Annotated in this window: 23 protein-coding genes and 1 pseudogene; 8 read left to right on the top strand and 16 right to left on the bottom strand. The window is 71.6% G+C overall.

Annotated features, from left to right (window positions below; genetic code table 11):
• The first annotated feature begins 763 nt into the window (after positions 1-763).
• Genes PH203_RS30505 through PH203_RS30485 form a run of 5 tightly spaced genes read left to right on the top strand, consistent with a single transcriptional unit; the run spans position 764 to position 5421 of the window.
• A complete protein-coding gene (locus PH203_RS30505) occupies positions 764-2086 on the top strand; it encodes an ABC transporter substrate-binding protein (RefSeq protein WP_289923944.1) in 1323 nt (440 codons plus the stop codon).
• Positions 2083-2811: an ABC transporter ATP-binding protein gene (locus PH203_RS30500; protein WP_289923943.1), complete on the top strand. Its 729-nt coding sequence runs from the start codon at positions 2083-2085 to the stop codon at positions 2809-2811. The genes PH203_RS30505 and PH203_RS30500 overlap by 4 nt, the downstream gene beginning before the upstream one ends.
• Positions 2808-3536 (top strand): ABC transporter ATP-binding protein, encoded by a 729-nt coding sequence (locus tag PH203_RS30495; protein WP_289923942.1) that lies wholly within the window; start codon positions 2808-2810, stop codon positions 3534-3536. The genes PH203_RS30500 and PH203_RS30495 overlap by 4 nt, the downstream gene beginning before the upstream one ends.
• A complete protein-coding gene (locus PH203_RS30490) occupies positions 3533-4405 on the top strand; it encodes a branched-chain amino acid ABC transporter permease (RefSeq protein WP_289923941.1) in 873 nt (290 codons plus the stop codon). Before PH203_RS30495 ends, PH203_RS30490 begins: the two co-directional genes overlap by 4 nt.
• Positions 4402-5421 carry a branched-chain amino acid ABC transporter permease gene (locus PH203_RS30485; RefSeq protein ID WP_289923939.1) on the top strand — a complete coding sequence of 340 codons (1020 nt, stop codon included), beginning with the start codon at positions 4402-4404 and terminating at the stop codon, positions 5419-5421. The genes PH203_RS30490 and PH203_RS30485 overlap by 4 nt, the downstream gene beginning before the upstream one ends.
• 536 nt (positions 5422-5957) lie before the next feature.
• Here PH203_RS30485 and PH203_RS30480 read toward each other — a convergent pair.
• The 5 genes from PH203_RS30480 to PH203_RS30460 form a co-directional block, all read right to left on the bottom strand.
• Positions 5958-7247, bottom strand: coding sequence for a vanadium-dependent haloperoxidase (locus tag PH203_RS30480; protein ID WP_289923937.1), 1290 nt, complete (start codon positions 7245-7247; stop codon positions 5958-5960).
• A gap of 295 nt (positions 7248-7542) precedes the next feature.
• Positions 7543-8265 carry a DUF2993 domain-containing protein gene (locus tag PH203_RS30475; protein ID WP_289923935.1) on the bottom strand — a complete coding sequence of 241 codons (723 nt, stop codon included), beginning with the start codon at positions 8263-8265 and terminating at the stop codon, positions 7543-7545.
• Positions 8262-10544, bottom strand: a complete 2283-nt coding sequence (locus tag PH203_RS30470) for an MMPL family transporter (protein ID WP_289923933.1) — start codon at positions 10542-10544, stop codon at positions 8262-8264. The genes PH203_RS30475 and PH203_RS30470 overlap by 4 nt, the downstream gene beginning before the upstream one ends.
• Positions 10545-10657: 113 nt before the next feature.
• Positions 10658-11746 (bottom strand): S8 family serine peptidase, encoded by a 1089-nt coding sequence (locus PH203_RS30465; RefSeq protein WP_289923932.1) that lies wholly within the window; start codon positions 11744-11746, stop codon positions 10658-10660.
• Between the two features lie 3 nt (positions 11747-11749).
• Complete coding sequence (locus tag PH203_RS30460) at positions 11750-12274, bottom strand: hypothetical protein (RefSeq protein ID WP_289923931.1); 525 nt, start codon at positions 12272-12274, stop codon at positions 11750-11752.
• Between the two features lie 157 nt (positions 12275-12431).
• On the opposite strand from PH203_RS30460, the gene PH203_RS30455 reads away from it, so the two are divergent.
• Together PH203_RS30455 and PH203_RS30450 are read left to right on the top strand one after the other, a co-directional pair.
• Positions 12432-13124 (top strand): response regulator transcription factor, encoded by a 693-nt coding sequence (locus PH203_RS30455; RefSeq protein WP_289923930.1) that lies wholly within the window; start codon positions 12432-12434, stop codon positions 13122-13124.
• The gene (locus tag PH203_RS30450) at positions 13121-14530 is read left to right on the top strand and encodes a HAMP domain-containing sensor histidine kinase (protein WP_289923929.1); all 1410 of its coding nucleotides are present in this window, start codon (positions 13121-13123) and stop codon (positions 14528-14530) included. Before PH203_RS30455 ends, PH203_RS30450 begins: the two co-directional genes overlap by 4 nt.
• Here PH203_RS30450 and PH203_RS30445 read toward each other — a convergent pair.
• From PH203_RS30445 to PH203_RS30425, 5 genes are all read right to left on the bottom strand, one after another.
• Positions 14522-14950 (bottom strand): hypothetical protein, encoded by a 429-nt coding sequence (locus PH203_RS30445; RefSeq protein ID WP_289923928.1) that lies wholly within the window; start codon positions 14948-14950, stop codon positions 14522-14524. The genes PH203_RS30450 and PH203_RS30445 overlap by 9 nt on opposite strands.
• A gap of 3 nt (positions 14951-14953) precedes the next feature.
• The gene (gene ctaD / locus PH203_RS30440; protein ID WP_289923926.1) at positions 14954-16642 is read right to left on the bottom strand and encodes a cytochrome c oxidase subunit I; all 1689 of its coding nucleotides are present in this window, start codon (positions 16640-16642) and stop codon (positions 14954-14956) included.
• A gap of 226 nt (positions 16643-16868) precedes the next feature.
• Positions 16869-17537 (bottom strand): vitamin K epoxide reductase family protein, encoded by a 669-nt coding sequence (locus tag PH203_RS30435; protein WP_289923925.1) that lies wholly within the window; start codon positions 17535-17537, stop codon positions 16869-16871.
• 67 nt (positions 17538-17604) lie between these two features.
• On the bottom strand, positions 17605-18123 hold the full coding sequence (locus PH203_RS30430) for a hypothetical protein (RefSeq protein ID WP_289923924.1): 519 nt from the start codon (positions 18121-18123) through the stop codon (positions 17605-17607).
• A gap of 355 nt (positions 18124-18478) precedes the next feature.
• A complete protein-coding gene (locus PH203_RS30425; RefSeq protein ID WP_289923923.1) occupies positions 18479-18622 on the bottom strand; it encodes a hypothetical protein in 144 nt (47 codons plus the stop codon).
• Between the two features lie 150 nt (positions 18623-18772).
• Here PH203_RS30425 and PH203_RS30420 point away from each other — a divergent pair.
• Positions 18773-18930: pseudogene (locus PH203_RS30420) on the top strand (pyridoxamine 5'-phosphate oxidase family protein); the annotation flags it as partial.
• A gap of 18 nt (positions 18931-18948) precedes the next feature.
• Here the strand turns inward: PH203_RS30420 and PH203_RS30415 are convergent.
• The 6 genes from PH203_RS30415 to PH203_RS30390 all read right to left on the bottom strand — a co-directional run bounded on the left by PH203_RS30415 (position 18949) and on the right by PH203_RS30390 (position 25909).
• Positions 18949-19935: a nitroreductase family protein gene (locus PH203_RS30415; RefSeq protein ID WP_289923922.1), complete on the bottom strand. Its 987-nt coding sequence runs from the start codon at positions 19933-19935 to the stop codon at positions 18949-18951.
• Between the two features lie 232 nt (positions 19936-20167).
• Positions 20168-20299, bottom strand: coding sequence for a hypothetical protein (locus PH203_RS30410; RefSeq protein WP_289923921.1), 132 nt, complete (start codon positions 20297-20299; stop codon positions 20168-20170).
• A complete protein-coding gene (locus PH203_RS30405) occupies positions 20296-21642 on the bottom strand; it encodes a TIGR04053 family radical SAM/SPASM domain-containing protein (protein ID WP_289923919.1) in 1347 nt (448 codons plus the stop codon). Before PH203_RS30405 ends, PH203_RS30410 begins: the two co-directional genes overlap by 4 nt.
• Before the next feature lie 624 nt (positions 21643-22266).
• The gene (locus PH203_RS30400; RefSeq protein ID WP_289923918.1) at positions 22267-23202 is read right to left on the bottom strand and encodes an ABC transporter permease; all 936 of its coding nucleotides are present in this window, start codon (positions 23200-23202) and stop codon (positions 22267-22269) included.
• Complete coding sequence (locus tag PH203_RS30395) at positions 23199-24326, bottom strand: ABC transporter permease (RefSeq protein ID WP_289923917.1); 1128 nt, start codon at positions 24324-24326, stop codon at positions 23199-23201. Before PH203_RS30395 ends, PH203_RS30400 begins: the two co-directional genes overlap by 4 nt.
• A complete protein-coding gene (locus tag PH203_RS30390) occupies positions 24323-25909 on the bottom strand; it encodes an ABC transporter ATP-binding protein (protein ID WP_289923916.1) in 1587 nt (528 codons plus the stop codon). Before PH203_RS30390 ends, PH203_RS30395 begins: the two co-directional genes overlap by 4 nt.
• Positions 25910-25923: the final 14 nt, after the last annotated feature.

Here is a 25923-nt window from a genome sequence, read left to right as displayed (position 1 = left end):
CGGTGAACAGCACTGTTTCGCAATGCGAGATCGCGTATGCGGATCCGACTTGACCCGGCGAGACCGTGACCTGGCCTCCTCCCGTCCTACGGCCCCCTGTCCCCATCCCGTACGTGAGCCCAGGGTCTAGTCGGCGCTTGCAGGACCGGTCGGCGGGGCTGGTGCCTCCTGTTGTCGCCTCGCCCATCGAACCCTGTACCAGACCGCCCAGCACACGATGATCAGCCCGAAGGCCACAGTGACCAGCGCTGTGGAGTTGCCGTCCGCGGCCTTGCCCCACATGCCCCGGGCCAGGTAGAGCTGGCCGGCGATGAACACCAGCCAGCCCCAACGGTATCGGCTGGCCAGCCATCGGCGGGATGCTCTTCCAGCAGCTCTTATGGTCATCAGATCCCCTCTCGGGGCGCACGGTACCGCGCGGTCGGCGTAGCGACTTCGGCCGGGAGCTGCCTGGGGCGAGTGATCACGCCCCTGCCGGCTCATGGCGAGTCGGACAGGGACCGGCGCGAGCGGATCCGCGCGACGCCCCTGACTCGTGCGCGCGTCGGCCACGGGAGTCCCCCACGTCCCGTTACAAACGTGCCGCGTCTCCTCCACGTCGCTCTGCGTACAGCTGATGTTTCGTTAGGTCACCGACGGCTGCGCCGTCTCTCATATCGAATCCATGCCCTGTCCAGGCACGGACGGCGGCCCTACGTTCGCGGCCACTTCCTCCACTCGCCGCAGCCCGCGACCTGCGGCTCAAGGCCCTCCGGAGCCCGCCATGGAACACCCCGCGATCAAGCCCTCCCGCCGCACCGTCCTCAGAGGCCTCGGAGTCTCCGCTGTAGCGGCCGCCCCGATCCTCTCCGCCTGTTCATCCGGCCTCAAGGGCTCGGGCAGTTCGGCCGGCGACACCATCAAGATCGGTTACGTCAGCCCGCGCACCGGCGCCTACGCGGCCTTCGCCGAGTCCGACGCCTACATCCTCGAGCAGGTGCGTGCCTTCTTCGCCAAGGGGATCACCTACGACGGCAAGAAGTACGACGTGAAGATCCTGGACCGCGACACGGGCTCGGACCCGCAGCAGGCGGCCACCATCGCGGACGAGCTGATCTCCCAGGAGCAGGTCGACCTGGTCCTGGTCACCGCGACGCCGGACACGATCCACCCGGTGGCGGCCAAGTGTGAGAGCGAGGGCGTGCCCTGCGTCTCGACCATCGAGCCCTGGCAGGCCTGGTTCTTCGGGCGTGGCGGCACGCCGAAGAAGACCTTCAAGTACACGTTCCACTTCTTCGACGGCATCGAGCACCTGGCCAGGGTCGAGAGCGACATGTGGCGCCAGCACGACACCAACAAGAAGGTCGGCGTGCTGTGGCCGAACGACTCCGACGGCAACGCCTTCCGGGACAAGACCACCGGTTACCGCGCGCAGCCCTCGACCAAGGGCTTCACGTTCGTCGACCCGGGTTCCTACGAGCCCGGCACCAAGGACTTCTCCTCCATCATCGCGAAGTTCAAGAAGGAGGGCGTCGAGATCCTCGCCGGCGTGCCCTCGCCGCCCGACTTCTCGACGTTCTGGACGCAGGCCGCACAGCAGAACTTCAAGCCCACGGTCGCCACCATCTCCAAGGCCATCCTCTTCGAGTCGTCGGTGGCCTCCCTGCCGAACAACCTCGGCAACGGGCTGTGCACGGCGAGCTGGTGGGTGCCGCAGTTCCCGTTCACCTCCACGATCACCGGCCAGACCGCCACCGCGCTCGCCGACGACTACGAGAAGTCCCCGCTGGCGAAGGGCCGGACGTGGAACCAGGGCCTCGGACCCAACCACGCCCTGTTCGAGGTCGCAGGCCACGTCCTGCGGAACACGAACCCCAAGGACCGCGAGGCCGTCGCCGCCCAGATCGCGAAGACCAGCCTCGACACCGTCCTCGGCCACCTGTCCTGGACCGGCGGCGGTCCGGCCAACCCGGTCAAGAACGTCGCCACCATCCCCATGGTCGGCACCCAGTGGATCAAGGGCAGCGGTGACGCGTACGAACTGAAGGTCATCAGCAACAGCCTGCTGCCGCAGGTCGAGCCCGACGCCAAGGCGGCGCAGCTGTGACCGCTCCCCTGCTCGAAGTGGACCATCTCGCCGTGCGCTTCGGTGAGTTGCGGGTCCTGGAGGACGTCGAGCTGACCGTCCCCCGCGGGCAGGCCGTCGGCATCGTCGGCCCGAACGGCGCAGGCAAGTCCACACTGCTCAGCGCGATCTCGGGCGTCGAGCGCGCGAGTGCCGGCTGCGTGCGGCTCGCGGGCCGCGATGTCACCCGCACCTCCGCGGCGCAGCGATGTCGGCTCGGCGTCGGCCGCTCCTTCCAGATACCGCGCCCCTTCGGCGACCTGACCGTGTTCGAGAACGCCCTGGTCGGCGCCGAGCGCGGAGCCCGGTTGCGGGGCGGCCCCGCCCGCGAGCAGGCCCTGCGCGCGCTGGAGACCGCCGGGCTGCTCCACCTCGCCAACAAGCCCGCCGGCTCCCTGCCGCTCCTCGGCCGCAAACGGCTGGAGCTGGCACGGGCGCTGGCCACCGGCCCCGAGCTGCTCCTCCTCGACGAGATCGCGGGCGGCCTCACCGAAGCCGAGGCGGAGGAACTCGTCGCCACCGTGCTGACCTTGAAGGAGTCCGGCGTGACGATCCTGTGGATCGAGCACGTCGTCAAGGCACTGGTCCAGGTCGTCGACCGGCTGGTCTGCCTCGCCTACGGCCGGATCCGCGTCGACGGCGACCCGCACGAGGTACTGGCCAGCGACGAGGTCGCGGAGGTCTACCTGGGAGGTACGGCGGCATGAGCGCGCTTCTGCGAGTCGATTCCGTCGATGCCGGATACGGCGACTTCCAGGCCTTGTTCGGCATCGACCTCGAGGTGGCCGAGGGTGAGCTGCTCGCCCTCGTCGGCGCCAACGGCGCGGGAAAATCCACCCTGTTGAAAACCATCGCGGGAGCCCTGAAGCCCTTCCGCGGCACCATCGGCCTGGCCGGTGAGGACGTCACCGCCGAGCCGGACATCCGCCGGGCCCGCAAGGGCGTCTGCCTGGTCCCGGAGGGCCGCCGGCTCTTCCCGTCGCTCACCGTCGAGGAGAACCTCCAGGTGGGCGCCGCCACCGGGCGCAAGGGGCCCTGGAACCTGGCCAAGGTGTACGAGGCGATGCCGCTCGTCGCCGACCGGCGTACCCGCAAGGCGGCCCGGCTCTCCGGCGGTGAGCAGCAGGCCGTCGCCATCGGCCGCGCTCTGATGGGCAATCCGCGGCTGTTGCTCCTCGACGAGGTCTCCCTGGGCCTGGCCCCGCTCGTCGTGGACCAGCTCTACACGGCGCTGCCCGACATCCGTGCCGAGGGCGCGACCGTGATCCTGGTCGAACAGGACCTGAACCGCACGTTCGCCGTGGCGGACCGCATCGCGTGTGTCCTGGAGGGCCGGATCGTGCTGACCGGCACGGCGGCCGGACTCACCCGCGACCAGGTGACCGCCGCGTACTTCGGCACCGGTGCCTTCCCGGAGGTGAAGACCCCATGACCTGGCTCAACGCAATCCTGCAGGGCGTCCTGCTCGGCGGCATCTTCGCCATGGCCGCCGCGGGTCTGTCCCTCGTCTTCGGCGTGATGCGGATCGCCAACCTCGCCCACGGGGACCTGATGATCCTCGGCGGATACGTGGCCTCGGTGACCGCGGCGCACTACGGCGTCCCGGTCCCCGTCACCGTCGTCGTGTCGATGGTCGCGGTGGGCGCACTCGGCTACCTGGTCCAACGCTCCATGCTGGACCGGGCGATGGGCCTCGGCGAACTCGCCCCGATGCTGGTCACGTTCGGCATCTCGGTCATCATCCCGAACGTCCTGGTCCAGGTGTTCAGCAGCGACGCGCAGCCCCTGCCCATCGGCTCGCTCGGCACCGCGAGCATCGACCTCGGCGGCGGCCTGGCCATCGGCTGGTTCCCCCTGATCACGGTCGCGGCGGCGGTCGCGGTCCTCTCCTCCCTCCACCTCTTCCTGTACCGCACCCAGCCCGGCCGTATCGTCCGGGCCACGTCCGACGACCGCGCGGTGGTCCGTCTGATGGGCGTCGACAACCGCCGCGTGTACGCCCTGACCTCGGTCATCGCCTTCGCGACGGTGGCCCTGGCCGGTGTCCTGTACACGATGCGGCAGGGCGGAGTCACCCCCTTCGAGGGTCAGCTCACCGTCCTGTTCGCCTTCGAGACGGTCATCATCGGCGGTCTCGGCTCGCTGTGGGGCACGCTCGCCGGCGGTGTGGTGCTCGGTGTGGCCCAGTCCGTCGGCGCCCAGATCTCCCCGGACCTCCCCCTGCTCGCGGGGCACGTGGTCTTCCTCCTGGTCCTGGTGCTCCGCCCGCAGGGCCTGTTCGGCAGGAGCGTTCCCGCATGACCGTCCAGACAGCCCCCACCGCCGAGACGACGACCGCGCTGCCGGCCGTCCACCGGGGTGGCCGCGCCACCGCCCTCGGCCTGGCAGGAACAGCCGTCGTCCTCCTGACGATGGCGGCCCTCCCCTACCTCGTCGAATCGGGCGTCACGGCCCAACTGGTCAAGCTCTGCTATCTGGTGGCCCTCGCCTCCATGTGGAACCTGCTCGCGGGGTACGCCGGCATGATGTCGATGGGTCAGCAGGCGTTCATCGGCCTGGGCGCCTACCTGCTGTTCGTCGTCAACGACCACGGCGTGAACGTCTACGCGGGCACGCTTGTCGTCTCCGCCGTGGTGGCGCTGCTCGCCTGGCCGGTGTCGTACCTCGCCTTCCGGCTGCGCGGCGGCTACTTCGCCGTCGGCACCTGGGTGATCGCCGAGGTCGTCCGCCTGATCGTGGTCCGCTTCGACTCCCTGGGAGCGGCGAGCGGACGCACCCTCTCGGACGTCACCGCCGATCCGGTGCTGCGGCGCGCCTTCACCTACTGGCTGGCGCTCGCCGTCATGGCCGCGGCCGTGCTCGGCACCTACGCCGTCCTGCGCAGCCGACTCGGCCTGAGCCTCCAGGCCATCCGGGACGACGACACCGCCGCCGGTTCCCTCGGTGTGAACGTCACGCGGGGCAAGCGGATCATCTATGTCACCGCGGCCGCCGGATGTGCCGCCGCCGGTGCGGTGATCTGCGTCAACAGCCTCGGGGTGGCGTCTCCGACGCAGATCTTCGGGGTGCAGTACTCGGCCCTGATGGTCTTCATGGTGATCATCGGCGGCATCGGCACGATCGAGGGCCCGGTCATCGGCGCGATCGCGTACTTCCTCCTCGACAAGTACTTCGCGCAGAGCGGCGTCTGGTACCTGATCGTGGTCGGCGCGGCGGCCATCGTGGTCTCGCTGTACCTGCCGCGGGGGCTGTGGGGGACGCTGGCGCACCGCACGGGCTTCGCCGTCTTCCCGGTGCGCCATACGGTCCGCTTGTAGGCCCGGAATCAGGCAGAGGCGACTCGGGCGGTGGTTCCCGGCGGCGGTCGGCCGGTACGAGGGCCAGGACGCCGGCGGGACCGGCGCGGAGCCGTCATCCGTCGGCCGTCTCCGCTCTCACCGTCCCCTCCCGTTCCACCGCCCTTCACGGTCTCCGGGTCGACCCGGGGCGCCGCCCGCGCTTCACTCCTGATCCTGATCGGCGATACGGATCGCCACGTGGCAGGCAGGGCCAGGAAGTTGTGGCACACACGCGGCCTGGGCGAGACACCCACAGCTCGCCCAGGCCGCCCGGCCGCCAGACAGTGCCCGCCTGCCCCGAGCCCTGGCCACGGGTCCGTGGTGGGCACCGACTTCGGCCCGACGAACTCGGCTACAGCCCTGTTCGAGGGAGACGACGTCCGACCGATCCCGAACACGGAGGGGGCCCTGACCACGCCCAGCGTCAGGCGATCACCACAACCCCTCCCCCGCGACGCCGCACTTCGCGGAACCGGCCATCGCTGGTCCTGACCGGTCTCGAAGGGACGGCCGCGTCAGCGTCGCTGGAAGGCGCGGTTCAGGACGTCATGGGTGACCGCCAGCCCGAGCCGGTACCCGTGTTCGGAGGCGAAGCGGTAATGCACGCCGGCCCAGATCCGCGCCTCCAGGAGTTCGGCTGTCGCCGCCTGAAGGCTGTCGTAGTGGCGGGTTGTTCCGGAGGCGGGGCTGTACGCGGCGAACGTGAGGTGGTCACGGCCGAAGAAGGTCCCCAGGGCCGTCATGACCGCCGTGGTGAAGCAGGCGTGGCCCGACGGGTACTCCGGCGACGGGGCGGTGACCCGCAGCGGTGTCCAGTCCGGGTCGGGATCGGTGGCCGCGTTGCCGTCGGTGTCGGCGAGCGCGATGGCCGTCACCGGGCGCCAGAAACTCCAGTGCACCTTGGCCTTGTAGCAGGCGATCAGGGTGTCGGCGGAGGCCACGTACACCATGGCGAGCAGCCGGGCCGTCCGGAGGCTGCTGAGGTGGTGCGCGCCGGCGAGTTGCCGGGTGATCGACCATTCGACCATCTGGGGGTCGTCCCACCAGATCGCCGCCTCCGTCTGGTTCTGGGTGCGGACGGTGCTGGTGGCCGCGCCGAGGCTCTTGACCTCGTTCAGGGCGCGGGCCCAGGCGGCGCTGGTCAGGGCCGGCGGGGGCTTGACCCGGTAGGTGCCGGCGTCGGGGACGACGAACGGCTTCAGGTTCGGCACCCAGGCGCCGGCGTTGACGTAGCCGGGCGGGGTGGGCCGGTATTCGCCCGGCTCGGTGCCGACGGTCCACGGCGCGGTGGGGTCGAAGCCGTCGTCACGGCGGCTCTCGGTCATCGCCGCGGCGGCGGCCCTGCCGACGGCTACCCCGCCGTCCTCGGCGCGGCCGTCGGGGATCGCGGCCAGCGCCTCGTCGTACCGGGCGTTCAGCGACTCGGCCTGCCCGGGGAAGAGCCACAGCAGCGTGTCGTGGGCGGCCGCGGCCACCGCCGCGGCGGTGGAGTCCCCGGGACGGCTTCGGGGCGCGCTGACCAGGGGGTCGTACGGGCGGCCGGCGACGGCGTTGACCGCGTCGTACACGGCGCCCTGCACGATGGCGAAGCTGCGGGTGCCGGCGGTCGGCGACTGCTTGGCGGTGTCGTAGATGGCGCTCTGGGCGTGGATGTTCCAGGCGGTGACGGGATTGCCCGGGGCGGCCTCTGCGCCGCTGCGTGCCTCGGCGGTGGTGGCCGTCGCTGGGACGGTCAGGGCAAGTACGGTGAGGACCGCGATACGGCGTAACCCTCTGAATGATCCTGCGAGCTGACGTTGCGTCACGAGACCCCCCATGGGCTTGTCAGTGACAGATTTGCCGAGCCTATCGGCGAGGGTCAGTTTTGTCGTTACATCGACAAGCCACGACGATTCGGCGCTGCCGACCGGCTTGCTGTACCGCACGGATGTCTCGGCGAGCAGCTTGTCGAGGCAGGTGTCCATGTGGGTGCCGCCGCGGCGGCGGTGGCCTCGCCCCACGTCTGCGAGATGCCCGGGCGGGCATGGGCGTTGGCCAAGTCGGCGACGGCAGCGGCGTGCCGGTCGTGCGACCGGCACGCCGCTCTCGTGTGCGCCCCGCTCAGACGCCGTTTCGCGACGGGAACCGGCTCGGCCCTCCCGCGAGGGTGACATCGAGCCCGGTCTCGGTGACGTCGACCGAGGTGGCCTCAAGGCCCAGGGGGTAGGCGGTGTCCGTCCGGTCGGCCAGGTTCTTCTGGATCCGGTCGACGAGCGCGGCGGGTGCCGGCTTGCCGAGGATCTCGGCGTCTTCGAGGCGCAGGCTCAGGTGTCCGTTGCGCAGTTCGGGCTTGAGGGTTGCCTCTCCGAGGCCGCCCTGGCCGAGGACGAGGGTGAGGGTGTCGGCCTGGGCGTCGAGACGGACACCGGAGACCGGAAGCCGTCCGTTGGGCGCGGTCGCCAGGCTCTGCAGGGAGGCGGCGGGCACCTCGACCTCGGCATGGGTACGGGCCACGGTGCCCGAGCGGTCGCCGGTCAGGCGTATGTCGTCCAGGCGGGCGTGGACGGACACGTCGGGGACACGACCGACGGTGGCGTGGTCGCTGCTGACGGTGACGGCGTCCAGATGGCGTTCGAACAGGTCGAGGAGGGCCGGCCCGCCGTCGATGTCGACCTCGCTGCCCTGACCGAGTTTCCGGTCGACCGTGGCGGCGAGGCGGCCCTCCAGCAGGCCGCGGGCGGTGAGTTCGGCGGCGGTGACGATCAGCAGCAGGGCGACGAGGACGACGGCGGTGATCGACGCGATGCGATATCGCCGGAACATGTCGAACACGTACCGTTTCACCGCTGCTCCCCCGTTGCGGCCGGGGCCTCTGCGGATTCCGGACGTCCACGGCCGGAAGTGTCCTGCGCATCGGGTGCGGTAGGCGCCGGTCCTTCCGGGTCCAGGCGGGGCAGCAGGCGGTCCAGCCAGGGCGGCAGCCACCAGTTGCCCCGGCCCAGCAGGTACATGGTGGCGGGCACCAGGACGAGCCGGACGACGGTGGCGTCGATGACGACGCTGACGCCCAGTCCGAGGGCCAGCATCTTGATCACCACATTGGTGGAGAGCAGGAAGGCCAGGAAGACGCTGGTCATGATCAGGGCGGCGCAGGTGATGACGCGGGCGGTGCCGGCCAGGCCGGTGGCGACGCTGAGGTGGTTGTCCTTCGTGTGCAGCCAGGACTCGCGGATGCGGGAGAGGAGGAAGACCTCGTAGTCCATGGACAGGCCGAAGACGATGGCGAACATCATCATCGGGACGTACGACTCGACGGGTACGGGTTCGTCGACGCCGAGCAGCGAGCCGCCCCAGCCCCATTGGAAGACCGCGACGACGACTCCGTAGGCGGCACCGATGGACAGCAGGTTGAGCAGGGCGGCCTTGAGCGCGACGAGGAGGCTGCGGAAGACGGTCAGCAGCAGGAGGAAGGCCGCTGCGACCACGACCGCGATGATGACCGGTAGCCGGTCCGCCACGACGTCGCGGAAGGTGAGCTGGGCGGCCGTGACGCCGGTGACATGGCCGTGGGCGCCCGTGCCTGCCAGGGCGTCGGGCAGCGTGTCGTCCTCCAGTCGGTGCAGGAGATCGGAGGTGGCCTGCTCCTCGGGGCCGGTGTCGGGAGTGACGGTGGCGACGAGCAGGGCCTGGTCGTCGGTCGCGATGGGGGTGGACGCGTGGGCGACGCCGGGGGTCGCCGCCAGCGCGTCGTGCAGCGAGGCGGTGAGTTCCTCGATGTCGTTCCGCTGTCCGCCGACGTCGGCGACGACGGTGAACTGGCCGTTGGTGCCGGGGCCGAAGCCGTCGGAGATCAGGTCGTAGGCGCGGCGGTCGGTGTAGTCGGTGGGGTCGGCGCCGTGGTCGATGTGGCCGAGCCGCATCGAGGCGGTGGGGATGCTCAGGACGCCCAGCATGACGATGCCGACGGCCAGGAAGAGCCAGGGGCGACGGCCGACGGTGCCGGCCCAGCGGTGCCAGGTGTCGGCGGTCCCGGTCGGCTCGTCCACCGGGGTACGCACCCGCCAGCGGTCGATGCGGCGCCCGGCGATGCCCAGCAGGGCGGGGGCCAGGGTGAGGGCGGCGACGGCGGCGACCACCACGGTGAGACCGGCGGCCGCACCGAGGCTGCCGATGAAGCCGACACCCGACGCGTACAGGCCACCGAGTGCGAGGGCCACGGTAGCCGCGGCGACGATCACCGCACGTCCGCTGGTGGCCACCGCCCGGCCCGCTGCCTCGGCCGGGTCGGCGCCGTCACCGATGTCCCGCAGCAGCCTGCGGTGCCGGGTGACCAGGAAGAGCGTGTAGTCGATGCCGACGCCCAGCCCCATCATCGTCGCCAGGGTGGGCGCGGCGTTGCCGAAGGAGACGGCAGCGGCCAGCAGGCCCAGCAAGGAGATACCGGTGAGCAGGGCGACGACGGCGGTCAGCAGCGGCAGTACGGCTGCCGCGATGCTCCCGAATCCGACCAGCAGCACGACCACGGCGGTGACCAGACCGATGCCCTCGGACAGCCGGTCGGCGGCCTCGGGACGCGCCAACTGACCCAGCGGGCCCCCGTATTCGACCTGGACATGGCCCGTGCGCAGCGGCCGGACGGCGTCGTCGACTGCGTCGAGGTAAGACTTCTCGAACTTGGCCGGGCTCTCCGTGAAACGGACGGTGACGATGGCGGTGGCGCCGTCGGCCGAGACCGCGCCAGGGGTGGTCAGCGGGTCGGCCACCGAGAGCACCTCGGGCAGCTCCCGCAGGTGCGCGACCGTGTCGCCGACCGCGTCCCGGTGTGCGTCGAGCGTTCCGCTGTCCGTGTGCAAAACGATCTGGGAGGCCGTGCCACGCACCTCCCGGGAACCGTGCGCATCCAGCAGGTCGGCGCCGGTCTGCACGGAGGTGCCGGGCAGGGAGAAGTCGTCGTCAAAGGTGCCGCCCCAGGCCCGGTCGGCACCGATGGCGGCCACCGCCACCAGCAGCCAGGTGCCCAGCACCCACCAGGCCCGGCGGGCACACCAGCGGCCGAGCCGGTGCAAGCGGCCGACAGGAGGGCGCGGTGGGGAGGTCGTAACAGTCGGGTGCGTCGTTGTCATGGTGTCGCTTCTGCTTGGGCCCGGATGGGGGCGTGGGAGAGGCTCACGGGTGTCGGCGAGGACGGACTGCGGATGGGGACGGGGACGTCTGCGGGTGCGGCGCAGCAGCACGGCTACGGCCGTGAGCAGGCCGGCGGCGGTGACGAGGCGCAGCCCCAGGAGGGCTGCGCCTCCCGAACCGACCGGCTCCGGTTCTCCCGCACCGGCCGGACGCTCGCCGCCCGCCGGACCGGCCGGACCGGCGCTTCCAGAACCTGCCGGGTCCGTTCCTGCTGAGCCGGGTGCTTGCGTTCCGGCGCTCGGCACGGGTGGGGTCGGTGTGCTGTCGGAAGGCGCCGGCGATCCGAGCGCCGCCAGGGCCGCCTGCGCGTCGATGAGGCCCGCGCCGAGGCATGGGTCACCCGCCGGGCGGGGGTGCCGGCGATCACCTCACGGACGGTGGCCGCATCGGCTCCGCGGCCGAGCAGCAGCGCCGCCAGGGCCGCCACATGGGGCGCCGCCATCGACGTACCGGACATGCGGACGTAGCCGTGCGGGACGGTGGAGAGGATGTCCACGCCCGGGACCGCGACCGAGCGGGGGTCGCCGACGTCGGAGAACGCGGCCGGCTGTCCGTCGGGGCCGACGGTCTGGACGACGAGGGCGCGGACGCCGGCCCGGCAGATGCGCTCGGCCCGGTCCTCGTTCCCGGCCGCCGTCACGACCACCGCCCGGCCCGTGACCTCGCGCAGGGCGCGGGACAGGGGGCCGTCCTTGCGCAGCCGGTCTGCGGGGCCGGTGTGGTCCAGGAAGAGGTTGATGACGTCGGCGCCGTGGCCGAGGGCCCAGCGCACGGCGTCGGCGATCACGTCGGGATCACCGGTGCCTCCGGCGCCGAGCACCCTGACAGGCATGATCCTCGCGCCAGGGGCGCCGCCGACGATGCCGATGCCGGCCCGGGCGGCGATCAGGCCCGCGACCAGGGCGCCGGCGAGGTCGGGATGGTCCAGGTCGACACCGGTGTCCAGCACCGCGACGACCACTGCGTCGGCGCGGGCCCCGGACCCGGCAGCGGCGGCCACGCCGCTCAGCTCCAGCCCGTACTGCCCGGGGCACAGCGGATCCGTGCCGGCTGGAGCGGCACCCACCAGCGACACCACGGCCACCGGCACGAGGGCGAGCACGAACACGGCCGGCGGTGGGGCGGCCTTCAGGGATGCCACCGTTCAGCCCCAGGGCCAGACGTCGCTGCGGCGCTCGGCCCACTGCCGTACCTGGTCGCCGTAATCACCGTCCAGGGCCTTGTCGCGGATGGCCGCGATGTGCTCGCGCAGCTCGTCTCCGCCCAGTCCGCGCAACTCCCCCAGATCCTCGCGCAGTTGCTCCGGCAGCAGCCGGTAGCGCTGCTGTGCCCGCTCGGCCCGCAGCTGTACCCGGACGCCGTAGTCGCCGTCCAGCGCGTCCTGCCAGATCTGTGTCGCCCTCTGCTGACGCTGCTGCGGGTCCATGCCCCGCAGCTGCCGCAGGTCGGCGCGCAGGCGGGGCGGAACCCAGGCGGGCAGCGTGCGCGGTGCGCCGCCGGTGTCGGCGGCGGTCACGACGAGCGCCGCCGCGGGCGTGCCGGTCGTGGCGGCTGCGGTGTTTCCGGACGATGCAGCCCAGGCCGGTCCGGCCACGGCAACGGCGGCGATGGCGACGGCCGACAGCGTCCTTCGGGTACGACGGGTCGGCGCGGTGGTCAAGCGGTTCACGAGATCCTCCCCTTGCTCGATCTGCGGCCCAGCGTGTCGAAGGGATCCGAGGAGGAGATTCGGCGCATGTTCGGGGTGTGTAAGGACGCCTCGCGCGAACGATCGAGAGGGTCTGGCTTGGCTAGCATCGAGAGCCGGATCGGGAGGTGAGGAGCGGATGCCGGAGAGCAAAGGACTCGTCCTGGTCGTCGAGGACGAGCGGAACATCGCCGACCTCCAGCGGCGCTATCTGAGCCGGGAGGGCTTCGGCGTCCATGTCGAGACCGACGGTGGCGCCGCGCTGGCCGCCGCGCGCCGGCTGCGCCCGGTGGCGATCGTGCTGGACATCGCCCTGCCCGGCATGGACGGCATGGAGCTGTGCCGGCGGCTGCGCACGGAAGGGGACTGGACGCCCGTGCTGTTCGTCACCGCCCGGGACGAGGTCACCGACCGGATCCTCGGGCTGGAACTGGGCGGCGACGACTACCTGACCAAGCCGTTCTCCCCGCAGGAACTCGTCGCCCGCGTCAAGAGCCTGTTGCGCCGGGCAGCAGGCCCGGGAACGGATCCGGTGCGCCGGATCGGACGGCTCACCCTCGACAGCGGGCGCCGCACCCTGAGGGTGGACGAGGAGCCGGTGGAGCTGACCACCACCGAGTTCAACCTGCTCGCCTTCCTCATGCACCACCCCGAACAGGTATTCACGCGCGAGCAGCTGCTCGCGCAGGTGTGGGGCTACGCCGGCTACCGCGACACCCGCGTCATGGACGTCTACGTCTCCCAGCTGCGCGCCAAACTCGGTGACGCCAGCCCGATCCGCACCGTCCGCGGTGTCGGCTACAGCGTCACCGACGCCGATACCGCCCGATGACGATCGCTGCCCGCCGCGGCTCCCTGAGGGGAAGCCTCGTCCTGCTCACCACCACGGTGGCCGCGGTCGCCGTCGTCCTGACCGGCTTGTTCGCCTGGCGGGTCATCCGCAGCAACGCCGAGGCGCAGGAACGCGACCAGCTCTCCCGACAGGCGCAGGTCCTGGCCCGCACTCCGCCCCTGGCCTCGTGGATGCTGGACCGGCAGCAGCGCATCGCCGGTCCCGACGAGATCCGGCTCGCCATGGTCCGTCCCTCCGGTGAGGTCGCGGGACCGGCGGCGGCAGTCGTCGACGACGCCGATCGCCGGGCCCTGCTCGCCGGGCACGAGGTGTCCGGCACCGCACGCCTCGACGGCCGGACGGTGCTGGTGGAGGGCATCCCCACCCCTGCCGGGGGCGGGCTGGTGCTCACCCAGCCGATGGACGCCGTCGACCAGGCCACCGGCCGCATGCGCGGCAGCCTTGTCCTGCCCCTGGTCCTGGGTCTTGTCGGTGCCGCCCTCGCCGGCGCGCTGCTCGCCCGGCGCCTGACCCGGCCGCTCGTCTCCGCCGCCCGTACCGCACACCGGCTGTCCGAGGGCGAGCGCGGGCTGACGGTGCCCGCCGAGGGGCCCACCGAAGTGGCCGAGCTGGCCGGGGCGTTGAACACCCTGGACGCGGCGCTCGCCCACAGCGAGGGCCGGCAGCGGGACTTCCTGCTCTCCGTCTCCCATGAGATCCGCACCCCGCTGACCACGGCACGGGGCTACGCCGAGGCCCTCGCCGACGAGGTGATCACCGGCGACGAGGTGCCCGAGGCCGGACGCATCCTGCGCAGCGAGATCGGGCGGCTGGAGCGCTTCGTCGGCGACCTGCTCGCCCTGGCCCGCCTCGAAGCCGACGACTTCCGCCTCGACACAAGTGAAACCGACCTCGACGCCCTGCTGGCGGAGGCCGCCGAGTCCTGGGCGGCCCGGTGCGCCCGCCACGAGGTCGACTTCCGCCTCGAACGCCCGGGAGTCCCCCTGACGATCACCACCGACGGCTTCCGGGTACGACAGCTCATCGACGGCCTCGCCGAGAACGCCCTGCGCGTCACACCCGCCGGAAAGCCCCTCGTCCTGGCCCTGCGCGCGGAAGGTCCCGGCGCCGTCCTGGAGGTCCGCGACGGCGGCCCCGGCCTCACCGACGACGACATCGCCGTCGCCTTCGAACGCGGCACCCTCACCGAACGCTACCGGGGCGTCCGTCCCGTCGGCAGCGGCCTCGGGCTCGCGATCGCCCACCGGCTGGCCGGCCGGCTCGGCGCCGTCATCACCGCCCACCGCCGCGCACCCGAAGGCGGCGCCCGCTTCACCGTACGACTGCCGCCCCACCCCGATCCCGGCTCACCCGGCAGCCCTGACACGCCCCGAACATCACGTTGACGCGGTCGTCGCTCTCCTCCGACACGCTCGCTCCCCTGACCCGTCACCGAAGGAGCGACACGACTGCTCTGTGCGGCCCTGCGACCGGCCGTGCCGCGGCGGAGTGGGTTCCGGCGTCGCCCAGTGGCGGGCGGCCTCCCGCGCCTCGACCCGGTGTTGCGCTCCGGCGTGCATGCGCAGCACGGCGGTGCCGGCGGCGCCTGCCACGGCCACCACGCACGGCACCGGCCACATCACGCCCACCGGCAACAGCAGCGCCACGGTCCCTGCCGTGCTCCAGCCCGTCAGACACGCCATGGCCGCCGTGCGACGGAACGCGGGGCGGTCGTCGCCCGCCCGCAGGTCGGCGAGGGCGGGCAGGTACCAGACGCAGCCGGGGAGGGTCACCAACGCAAGGCCCAGCCCCAGTACGCGGGCCACGGCTCAGCCCACCTGATCGAGTTCGGCGATCTCGGGGTGGTGCAGGTCGAACGCCGGGGACTCGGACCGGATCCGGGGCAGGGCACGGAAGTTGTGACGCGGCGGCGGGCAGGAGGTGGCCCACTCCAGCGAGCGGCCGTACCCCCACGGGTCGTCGACCTCGACCTTCTTGCCGTACTTGGCGGTCTTCCAGACGTTGTAGAGGAACGGCAGGACCGACAGCCCCAGCAGGAACGCCCCGATCGTGGACAGGGAGTTGAGGACCGTGAAGCCGTCGGCGGCCAGGTAGTCGGCGTAGCGGCGCGGCATGCCCTCGGCGCCCAGCCAGTGCTGGACGAGGAAGGTGAGGTGGAAGCCGGCCGTGAGCGTCCAGAAGGTGATCTTCCCGAGGCGTTCGTCGAGTATCCTGCCGGTGAACTTGGGCCACCAGAAGTGGAATCCGGCGAACATCGCGTACACGACCGTGCCGAACACCGTGTAGTGGAAGTGCGCGACGACGAAGTACGAGTCGGAGAGGTGGAAGTCCATCGGCGGTGACGCCAGGATCACGCCGGTCAGGCCGCCGAACAGGAAGGTGATCAGGAAGCCCGTGGTCCACAGCATCGGCGTCTCGAAGGACAGGGAGCCCTTCCACATCGTGCCGATCCAGTTGAAGAACTTCACGCCGGTCGGCACCGCGATCAGGAACGTCATGAAGGAGAAGAAGGGCAGCAGCACACCGCCGGTGACGTACATGTGGTGCGCCCACACCGTCACTGACAGACCCGCGATGGCGATCGTGGCGCCGATCAGGCCCATGTAGCCGAACATCGGTTTGCGGGCGAAGACCGGGATCACCTCGGAGACGATCCCGAAGAACGGCAGCGCCAGGATGTACACCTCGGGGTGCCCGAAGAACCAGAACAGGTGCTGCCACAGCAGCGCCCCGCCGTTGGCCGCGTCGAAGACGTGGCTGCCGAACTTGCGGTCGCACTCCAGCGCGAACAGCGCCGCGGCCAAGACCGGGAAGACGATCAGGACCAGGAGCGCGGTCAGCAGCACGTTCCAGGTGAAGATCGGCATCCGGAACATGGTCATGCCAGGGGCGCGCATACAGATGATCGTGGTGATGAAGTTGACCGCGCCGAGGATCGAGCCGAAGCCGGACAGCGCCACCCCCATGATCCACAGATCGGCGCCGAGCCCCGGCGAGTGCACGGCGTCCGACAGCGGCGCGTACAGGAACCAGCCGAAGTCGGCGGCTCCGCCCGGGGTGAGGAAACCGAACGCGGCGATCGACGAGCCGAAGAGGAACAGCCAGTAGGCCAGCATGTTCAACCGGGGGAAGGCCACGTCCGGCGCGCCGATCTGCAGCGGCATGATCCAGTTGGCGAACCCGGTGAACAGCGGCATCGCGAACATCAGCAGCATGATCGAGCCGTGCATGGTGAACGCCTGGTTGAACTGCTCGCCGGACATGATCTGCAGTCCGGGGCGGGCGAGTTCGGCGCGCATCATCAATGCCAGCACGCCGCCGACGACGAAGAAGGCGAACGCGGAGACCAGGTACATCGTCCCGATCTTCTTGTGGTCGGTGGTCGTCAGCCACTCCACCCACGCCGGCCTGGTGGCCCGCCCTGCCGCCACTGCGGCCGTGGAGACCTCGGCTCCCGGCCGTACGGTCTCCACCTGATGCATCTGTTCCTCGTCCACCGGACGGTGTCCTCCCCATCGCGCATGTGCCGTCGACGGACCGGGAAGTGCCATAGCGCGGGAATGGACGTGGCCCTTCCCGGCCGCCGCCTCATGATCTGCGGTGGGGCATGGGGTGCGGATAGGGCCGAACAGTCCCTGTGGGGCCCGTGTTCGGGGCCCAAGGGTCCCTTCTTCGCCAGACCGGACGCGGTGGGCCGGACCGGACGCAGTGGGCCGGACCGGTTCAAAGCAGTGTCTGCCAGTAGTCCCACCAGCGGGTGGCGATGAGCATGACGATGCTCAGGTACCAGGTGGTCGGCACCGCCCAGTGGAACTCCCGCACACCGGCGACCAGAACGCGCGGGGCCCGGATGACGCCGTGCCGGAGATTGTGCACGGTGACGTACCAGAACATCGCGATGGTGGCCGCCCAGGCCAGGCAGCACCACAGGCACAGCGCGCCGATCTCGTACAGCGCCTGTGTCACCAGCCACATGCAGAAGCCCGCGCCGAGCAATGTGCCGGCGTTCAGTCCGAGCCAGAACCAGCGCCGGAACCGGGCCCCGGCCAGCAGGGCGAGTCCGACGGCGGCGACGACCGGGTAGGTGAGCAGTCCCAGCAGCGGGTTGGGGAACCCGAACACGCCTGCCTGGTCACTGCGCATCACGTTCGAGCAGGACACCACCGGACTGAGGTTGCAGGAGGGCGCGAAGTCCGGGTCCTGAAGGAGCTGGAACTTGTCGATGGTGATCACGAAGGAAGCGAGGATGCCGAGGGCGCCGGTGATGATCAGGAGCCAGGCGAAGGCGCGGGAGGCGCCGATGGTGCCCTCCGGTACGGGCTTCGATCGCCGTCCGCCGTCTCGGGCTCGGGCGTCGATGTCGTGCACGGTGGGAGTGGCGCTGCTGGTCATGAGAATGGTTCCGCCTCGATGGTGTCCGGATGGGCCACGGTCCACGCCGGGTGATGAGCAGGGGACGTCACGCGGTCGGCAGCCGCGCCGGGGTGCGCGGCGTGCCGGGTATCGCTTGCCGCGCGGCTCCCTCCGGCCACAGCACCTCGACCGGAACGCCCCGGGCCCTGGCATACGCCACCAAGTGGGCTGTGGCGTCACGGCCGTTGGACGGTGAGCCGTCCCAGACGGCCAGCAGGCGCCGGCAACTCGCGATGATCCGCTCGTCCGCACCGACGCAGGCGTCGCGGACGGCCGGGTCGTACGCCAGCAGGCGCACCTGCTCGGCGAGGCACAGCAGTTCACCTACGGCCGTCCGGTCATCCGCCGGCGGCACCATGGGCAGCGTCCCCGGTGCGGGCGTCACCACGACCAATTCCCGACCCGCGGCGCGCACGGCCCGACCGACGGCGACCGGCGCCCCGGCGCCCGCCCGCACCACCACCGGCGTCCGCCGGGGCAACCGCTCCACTACCGGCCCGAGTTCGACCTCCACCAGCTTCAGTGCCTCCGGGGTCAGGTCGGCGTGGCCCACCGCCGCGATCATCTCTCCGCTCGCCTCCTCGCTGTACGGCGTTCTCCTGCGGCGTCGATCTCCCGATGCCGTTCGATCAGTGAAGTCCGGGCGTCTGAGGGGCGACAAGGGCCGAACGGCCCCCAGCGACCGGTGTTCGATGCCGGGCGCGAGAGGCGTCAGCCGGTGCGGTGCAAGGCAGCCCGGGGGTGCGGTGAGCACCAGGACGAGGCGGGTGAAGCCGAAGGAGCACCGGATGCCGGTCATGAGGTCCAGGCCGGGCTGCAGGTGCGCCCGCGGTTCCCGGCGGAGGTCAACGACCGTACGGCGCAAGGCCCGTACGCCCGCTCGGCGTGTGCGGGCGTACGGGACGTGCTTCGGCGGGAATTCAGGCGGCGGGACGGTTCAGAGTGCTGCCCGCCCTGAAGCGCGCGGCCTCGACCGCCTCCCATGGCTCGATGCCGAGGTTGGCCGGTGCCTCCGGGAAGACGCCGTCCCGCTCCGTGAGGATGTGCTCCCGCACAACGGCCACCGTCTCCATGAGCCGGCCCGGCCAGGGCGGGGAGCAGGGCCTGCGGACGGTCCCGGCGGGCGACCCGACCGCCCTTCTGCCCCAACCGGAGGCATGGCGTGCGAGGCCGGTCGGCCCTACCCCCATGGCGTGGTCAAAGGAACGAGGGAAGACGACTTCGGCGCGGCGGCCCGCGCGGGCTGGAGCGTGGTCGTGACCGGGCATGCCACCGTGCTGGCCGATCCTGCCGAGCACGAACGGCTGTCGCAGGAGGCCCCGTCTTCTGGATGCCCGTGCGGGACGCGGTGTTCGTACGTATCGAGTCGGAGCACCCGGTGAGACTCGCCTCAGCGGGTCGTACGGACCTGCGCGGGCTGCCGCGGGGTGTCGGTGCCGTCCGGGCCGTAGCCGAATCGGATCACCATGTGGGAACGGCACCGCTTGTGCCGCGGGACGGCGCTCGCGTCGCGCAGGTCCGGCCACTCCATGGCCTGGTGCAGGAGTGAGGTGCGCAGTCCGCGGGCGGTCGCGGTGAGCAGCACGTACTGCAGGGCCTGGCCGGCGCGCAGCCAGTCCTCGCGGCGGTCCTGGGGAGTCCACAACAGCGCGACCTGGACATGGCGCTCGAACCACAGGGCGGGGCGGCGGAGGCCGGGTACGGGGCCGGTGAAGTCCCTGATGGGCATCCGCTTGCCCGCGTCCGGCGGGCCGAGGGCGGTGAGGGGGACGCCGTAGGGGGTCTGCGACCCCGGGGCCGTGATCCAGGCGAGTGTCTCGGCGACGCGCTCCGGGTGAGCCCCGTTGCGTGCTTCGGCCGCGGCTGTCAGGCGCAGCAACTGCCGAGTGCCGGGGATGTCGGGTACGTGCAGACGCGCACCTGCGGCGTACGCGGCCGCGGTCATCTCCGCCATGACCGGCTCGGGCACGGGACGTCCCGTGAACGGCCTCCGGCTGGTGTGCCGACGTGCGATGGCCTCGTAGAGGCCGTGGTCCGCCAACCGGTCGTCCGTACCGAGCGGATCGGCCAGTCGTACGGCGGCCAGCAGGCCGGGGCGGCGCGGGTCGGGGAGCAACCGCACCTCCGGTCGGCGGCCCTGGTGCACGGCGGCGACGCGCAGGTTGAACACCGCCGCGCCGACGGACAGGTACTGGGCGCGGTGCGTCGGGTCGGTCAGCGGCAAGGTGCGCTCCGGCGCCGCGTGGATCTCCAGCACCTGGCTGCCGGAGTCCAGCCGGAAGTGCCAGGGCTGTGTGTTGTGGATCGAGGGTGCTGCCACCGCGGCCGCGAGCAGCGTTTCCACGGTGAGCGCGTCCAGTGGGGCTCGGGTGCGCATGATGCCTCCTCCTTCTTCTTCTCCCCGGCCCGCTGCCATGTGGCGGGCCGGGCGGTGACGAGCAGGACGACGCCCGGTGGGCCGACCAGGGAGATCACGGCCAGCGCCCGGGCCGGGCCGACGCGGCCCCGGGAGTGGGCGGTGCCGTGGCCGGTCGCCGCGAGCATCACGACCACGAACAGGGCGGGTTCGGATGCGGGGCGCGGCCGTGGCCTGGTTCGGCCTGGGAGGGTCAGACGACGCCCTTGTGCCGGGCCATGGCCCAGACGGTGGCCAGTTGCACGGGCAGGAACACCGCTGCGGTCGGCAAGCCGGACCGGTGCCCGGCAGCCGCCGTGAAGACGTCCGCCGACGCCTGGGTCATCCTTCGTGCCGGACATGGCGCTCCTTGCCGCCTCGGCCGGAGGCCGGGAGTGGACGAACGGGCGGTTCGCCACCGAGGAGCGCGGCCAACTCCCGCTGGTGGGGGAACGAACCGGGGACGTAACCGCACCATGGCTCCTCCGCGTACGGGTCGCCGGTGACGCCGTACGCCCTGGACCGTGAACCCCCGCAGACCGCGCGGAACTCGCACGCACCGCACCGGCCGCCGAGCATGCCCGGATCCCGTAGCGCGGTGAACAGGGGTGAGGTGCGGTAGATCGACGTCAGGGTGGTCGTGCGTACGTTGCCCGCGCTGAGCGGCAGGAGTCCGCTCGGGTGGACGCTGCCGGTGTGCGAGACGAACACGGACCCGCGCCCCGCGTCGTCGTCCGGGTGCGGCTGCCGCACCCGGCGCTCCGCCGTGTCCAGTCCCAGTACGGCGGCCCTCTCGCGCAACTCCCGGTACAGCGGGCCCAGTCCGAGCACCGCCACATGGTCCTCGCCGGTGGCGTCGAGGACCTGACGCTGCAGGGCCACGCGGCGGACATGGTGGGCCTCGGCGGTCTTGGCGGGCACGGTCAGGCCGACGTCGTGGACGAAGTTCAGGACGTCCTCCGCCTCGGCGGGGGTAAGGGCGCCGAGCGTGCGGCCGCGGCCGGCCGGCGCGGGGAAGAAGGCGCTCCACAGCGTTGCCCCGTGGTCGGCGACGAGGCGGACGATGTCGGGCAGATCGCGCAGGTTGTGCCGGGCGACGGTGGTGTTGATCTGCACCTTCATGCCGAGGGCGCGGGCGGCGTCCCAGGTGTCCAGGGTCCGGCGGAACACCCCTGGTACTCCGCGGAAGGTGTCGTGGATGTCGCCCGTGGACCCGTCCAGACTCAGTGACAACCCGACCGCGCCCGCCGCGTGCACCTCCCGCAGACGCCGACGGGTGAGCGTCGGGGCCCCGGACGGGGAGACGGCGATGCGGACCCCTGTCTCCCGGCCGTAGGTGATGAGTTGGGTGAGGTCGGGGCGCTGGAACGGGTCGCCGCCGGTGATGACGAACAGCGGGGTGGGCTGCCCGAAGGCGGCCACCTGGCGCAGCAGGTCCTTGGCGGCGGCGGTGTCCAGTTCGCGCGGGTCGCGGTCGGGCACGGCCTCGGCACGACCGTGCGGGCACGCCGACGGGCAGGCCCGGGTGGACTCCCAGATGACGGTGAAGGGCCGCTCCGCCGCGTCGCGCCGCCGACGACGGACGGCGTGGGCGGCGGGGCCCGTCGCGTCGGTGGGGACCGCGGTGCGCGTTACGGCGGTGCGGGTTTCCACGGCGTTCATCCGGTCGGCCGGAACGGCGGCGCTCATCGCGCGGCCCTGCACAGTGTCCTGAGACAGTGTCCGGCCGCCCTGGAGTCAGGGCAGACGAGTCGGGCGGCCGGACGGTGACCGGGCCGGACCGTGCGCGGCGCCCACCGCGAGTGACGGCGGTGGAATCGGCCTTGAGGGCGGTCGACGTCGTCGTGCACGGGATACCTCCGGATCGGTCGTCGCCAGCTTCCACCGGCAGCGGTGGGCGACGCGGCGGCCGATGGTCTTGAAGGGCAGGGCCGAAGGTCCTTCACCCCGTGGCGGAGCGGTCCGTCAGGGCCTCCGCCGTGGCCACCAGGGCGACGCCCAGGCCGGTCGGTGCGGCGCTGAGGCCGGTGGCCAGGGTGGTGAGGTGCATGCCTGGTAGGCGGACATCAACGAGGCGCGCAGGGCCTGGCCCATGAACGCGGTCTGCCGCAACCGGGCCAGTCTCTCGTCGGCACCCGCACTTCATCGCAAGCGGTGAGTGAACGGAGCCTCGGGTGCTGTCGTTCCACAGCCGGACGCACGACACAGCCACAGCCACAGCCACAGCCACAGCCACAGGCCCAACGGTTTCTCCGAACCGCGCATCTGAGCCACCAGATCGCCGGTTTCCTACGACGCGTCCCGGAAGCCGCGTCAGAGCGAGGCCGGAGCCGCCTGCCCCACGCCCCTGCGCTTGCGGCGCCACGCGTACAGTGCGAGTGCGACGAGCGTCATGGCGTACGGGATCGTCGATACCAGCTGGGGCGGCACGTCGAGTGTGCCGAGTTGTACGGCCAGGGCCTCCGCCGCGCCGAAGCCGAGGGCGGCGAGGAAGACGCCCCAGGGGCGCAGGCCGCCCAGGAAGACCGCCGCCAGGGCGATGAAGCCGCGGCCGGCCGTCATGTCCCGTACGAAGAAGGACACATAGCCCATGCTGAGGAAGACCCCGGCGAGTCCGGCGAGCGCGCCGCTGAGGGCGAGTCCGGTGTACTGGACACGTCGTACCGGGATGCCGACCGACGCGGCGGCGTCCGGCGTCTCCCCGACCGCGCGCAGGTGGAAGCCGAAGGTCGTGCGGTAGAACAGCCAGGCGACGAACGGGGCGGCCAGGAAGGCCAGCCAGGTGATCAGGTTCTGGCCGCTGAGCACGTCCCCGAGTACCGGGATGCTCTCGATGCCGGGCAGGGGGACGGTCGGCAGGGTGCCGCTGTCGAGGCCGGAGGTACCGCCCTTGTCGTCCAGGAGGGTGTAGACGGCGTAGGCGGTGGCCCCGGAGGCGAGGAGGTTGAGGCCGATGCCCGCGATGATCGCGTCGGCTCCGAGTTCCAGGCGCAGCGCGGCGAGCAGCAGGCCGAGGAGCGTGGCCACAGTGATCCCGCTCAGGGCTCCCAGGGCCACGGAGCCGCTGTAGCCCGCGACCAGCGCGCCCGTGCAGGCGGCGGCCAGCATCTGGCCCTCCAGGGCGATGTTGCTGATGCCGGCGCGTTCGGCGACCAGTCCGCCGAAAGCGGCGAGCAGGTACGGGGTGGCGACCCGCAGCGCGGCCGCCAGGAAGGCACTGCTGAGGACGACGTCGAATACGGAACTCATCGGGCGCCCACCTGCTTCTGCGCCGCCTGCTTCCGGGCGATCCGCCGCTTGAGCAGGTCCGGCAGAGCCTGTGCGGTGACCAGGAGCACGATGACCGCCTGGATGACGACGACGATCTCGGTGCCGACGTCGGTCTGCTGTTCCATGATGTCTCCCCCGGCGCGCAGGTAGGAGTAGAAGAGGCCGGCGACCACGACGACCAGCGGGTTGTTCCTGGCCAGCAGGGCCACCACGATCCCCTCGAAAGCGAGGCTTCCGGCCATGCCGGGTTCGAGGCGGCCGTAGACGCCCTGAACGAGATGGGCTCCGGCGAGGCCCGCGACGGCGCCGCCGATGACGAAGCTCCACTCGATGGCGCGGGGCACCCAGATGCCGCCGTACTCGGCGAAGTCGGAGTTGGCGCCGGTCATGCGGATGCGGTAGCCGAGCGGGGTGCGGGTGATGAGCAGCCACAGCGCGACGGCGGTGAACAGCATCAGGACGAACCCGACGTTGGAGCGGCCCAGCGGGATGCCGAACCAGTCGGTCAGCGGGGTGAGCACGGAGTCCTGCTGGACGCGTTCGGAGTGCACGGCGCTGCTGCCGGGCTCCTTCAGCGGGCCGTTGACCAGGTAGTCGTAGACGCGCACGACGATGGCGTTGAGCATGAGCGTCGCCACGATCTCGTTGGCGCCGAGGCGTGCCTTCATGGATCCGGGTACGAAACCCATGCCCGCACCTGCCGCGGCCGCGGCGACGAGCGGAACGACGACAGCGGCGACCGGCGGCAGCGGGAGGAAGATCGCAACTGCGGCGGCCGCCAAGGCGCCGGCGTACAGCTGGCTTTCGGCGCCCAGGCTGATCTGGCGGGCGCGGAAGGGGATGGCGACCGACAGGCCGAGCAGGGTGAGGGTGGTGGCGTCCTCCAGCCAGCGGCCGACCCGGAAGGAGCGCTCCAGGGGACCGGTGAGCAGGGCCTCGTACGCCGCGATCGGATCCTTGCCGGTGGCGAGGATGACGAGGAAGCCGACGGCGAGGGCGGCCAGGACGGTGGCCAGGGTCATGCTGAGGTCGACGGCCAGGCCGCGGCGCCGGGTGGCCCGGTACTCCCGGCGGTCCTCGGTCTCGATGAGGGTGCTGGTCATGGGGTGGGCTCCTCACCGGCGGCGAGGCCTGCCGTCAGGTGCTCGTCGTCGTGGTGTTCGACGCCGAGCATGTAGAGGCCGACGTGTTTCTCGGTCAGGCCGCCCGTGTCGTCGAACCGGCCGACGAGCAGGCCGTCCTTGAGGACCAGCAACCGGTCCGAGAGCGCGAGAAGTTCGGTCAGGTCGGCGGAGATCAGCAGGACGGCGGCGCCGTTGTCGCGCGCGGCGACGAGACGCTCGTACATGAAGCGCATGGCGCCGACGTCGACCCCGCGGGTGACCTGGGAGGCGATCAACAGCCGGGGTCCTGCGGAGAGTTCGCGGGCGACGATCACCTTCTGCATGTTGCCGCCGGACAGTGCGCGCAGGGGGACGGACGGGTCGGGGGTGCGGATCGCGTACTGGTCGATGAGCCGCTCGGCGTGGGCGCGCACCGCCTTGGGGTGCAGGACGCCGCGGCGGGCGAGCGGGGGGCGGTCGTGGCGGTCGACGACGAGGTTGTCGGCGATCGACTCGTCCAGTGCGGCGCCGTTGTGCAGCCGGTCCTCCGGGACGTAGCCGACGCCGGCCCTGCGGTGACCGGCGACGCCGAGGCCCGCGGTGTCGGTGCCGCCGACGTGGATCGTGCCGGCGGTGGGGGTGCGCAACCCGGCCAGGATCTCGGCGAGTTCACTCTGTCCGTTGCCCTCGATGCCGGCCACGCCGACGATCTCCCCGGCCGCGACATCGAAGGAGAGGCGGTGCAGCGACTGGCCCGTGGGCGCCTCGTATCCCAACTTCCTTACCCGGAGCGTGACTTCGCCCCGGCGGGCCGGGACCCGGTCGACGTCCAGGGACAGGTCGCGGCCGACCATCATCGCGGCCAGGGAGCGCTCGGTGGCGTCGGCGGTGGGGACGGTTCCCACCAGGGAGCCGGCGCGCATCACGCTGACCTGGTCGCTGATCTCCCGTACCTCGCGCAGCTTGTGCGAGATGAACAGCACCGTCATCCCGCCGTCGCGCAGCCGTCGTACGGCGGCGAAGAGGTCCTCGGTCTCCTGTGGGGTGAGCACGGCGGTCGGCTCGTCCAGGATCAGCACCTTCGCCCGGCGGTGCAGCGCCTTGAGGATCTCGGTGCGCTGGCGCATTCCGACGGACACCTCGTCGATGCGCGCCTTGGGGTCGACGGCGAGTCCGGCCTCCTCGGCGAGCCGGGCGGTGGTCTCGACCGCCGCCCTCGCGTCGACCAGGCCGCGGCGGCCGGGTTCGACGCCGAGGACGACGTTCTGGGCGACGGTGAAGGAGGGCACCAGCATGAGGTTCTGGTGGACCATGCCCACGCCGAGTGCGATCGCGGCGGCCGGGCCGCGCAGGGTGCGCGGCCGTCCGCCGATCAGGATCTCGCCGGACGAGGGCTGCTCCAGGCCGTAGAACATCTTCATCAGCGTGGACTTGCCCGCGCCGTTCTCACCGACCACCGCCCGGATCTCACCGGGCGGGACCGTCAGGTCCACGCCGCGGACCGCGCGCACTCCGTTGCCGTAGGTCTTCGTCACCGCTCGGGCGGCGACGGCCGGACCTGCGGCGTGCCATGACTCGTTCATCCTCGGGACCGTTT

Source organism: Streptomyces sp. S.PB5 (genome assembly GCF_030403745.1).
Taxonomy (GTDB): domain Bacteria; phylum Actinomycetota; class Actinomycetes; order Streptomycetales; family Streptomycetaceae; genus Streptomyces.
This window is presented reverse-complemented; position numbering and strand designations above follow the sequence as displayed.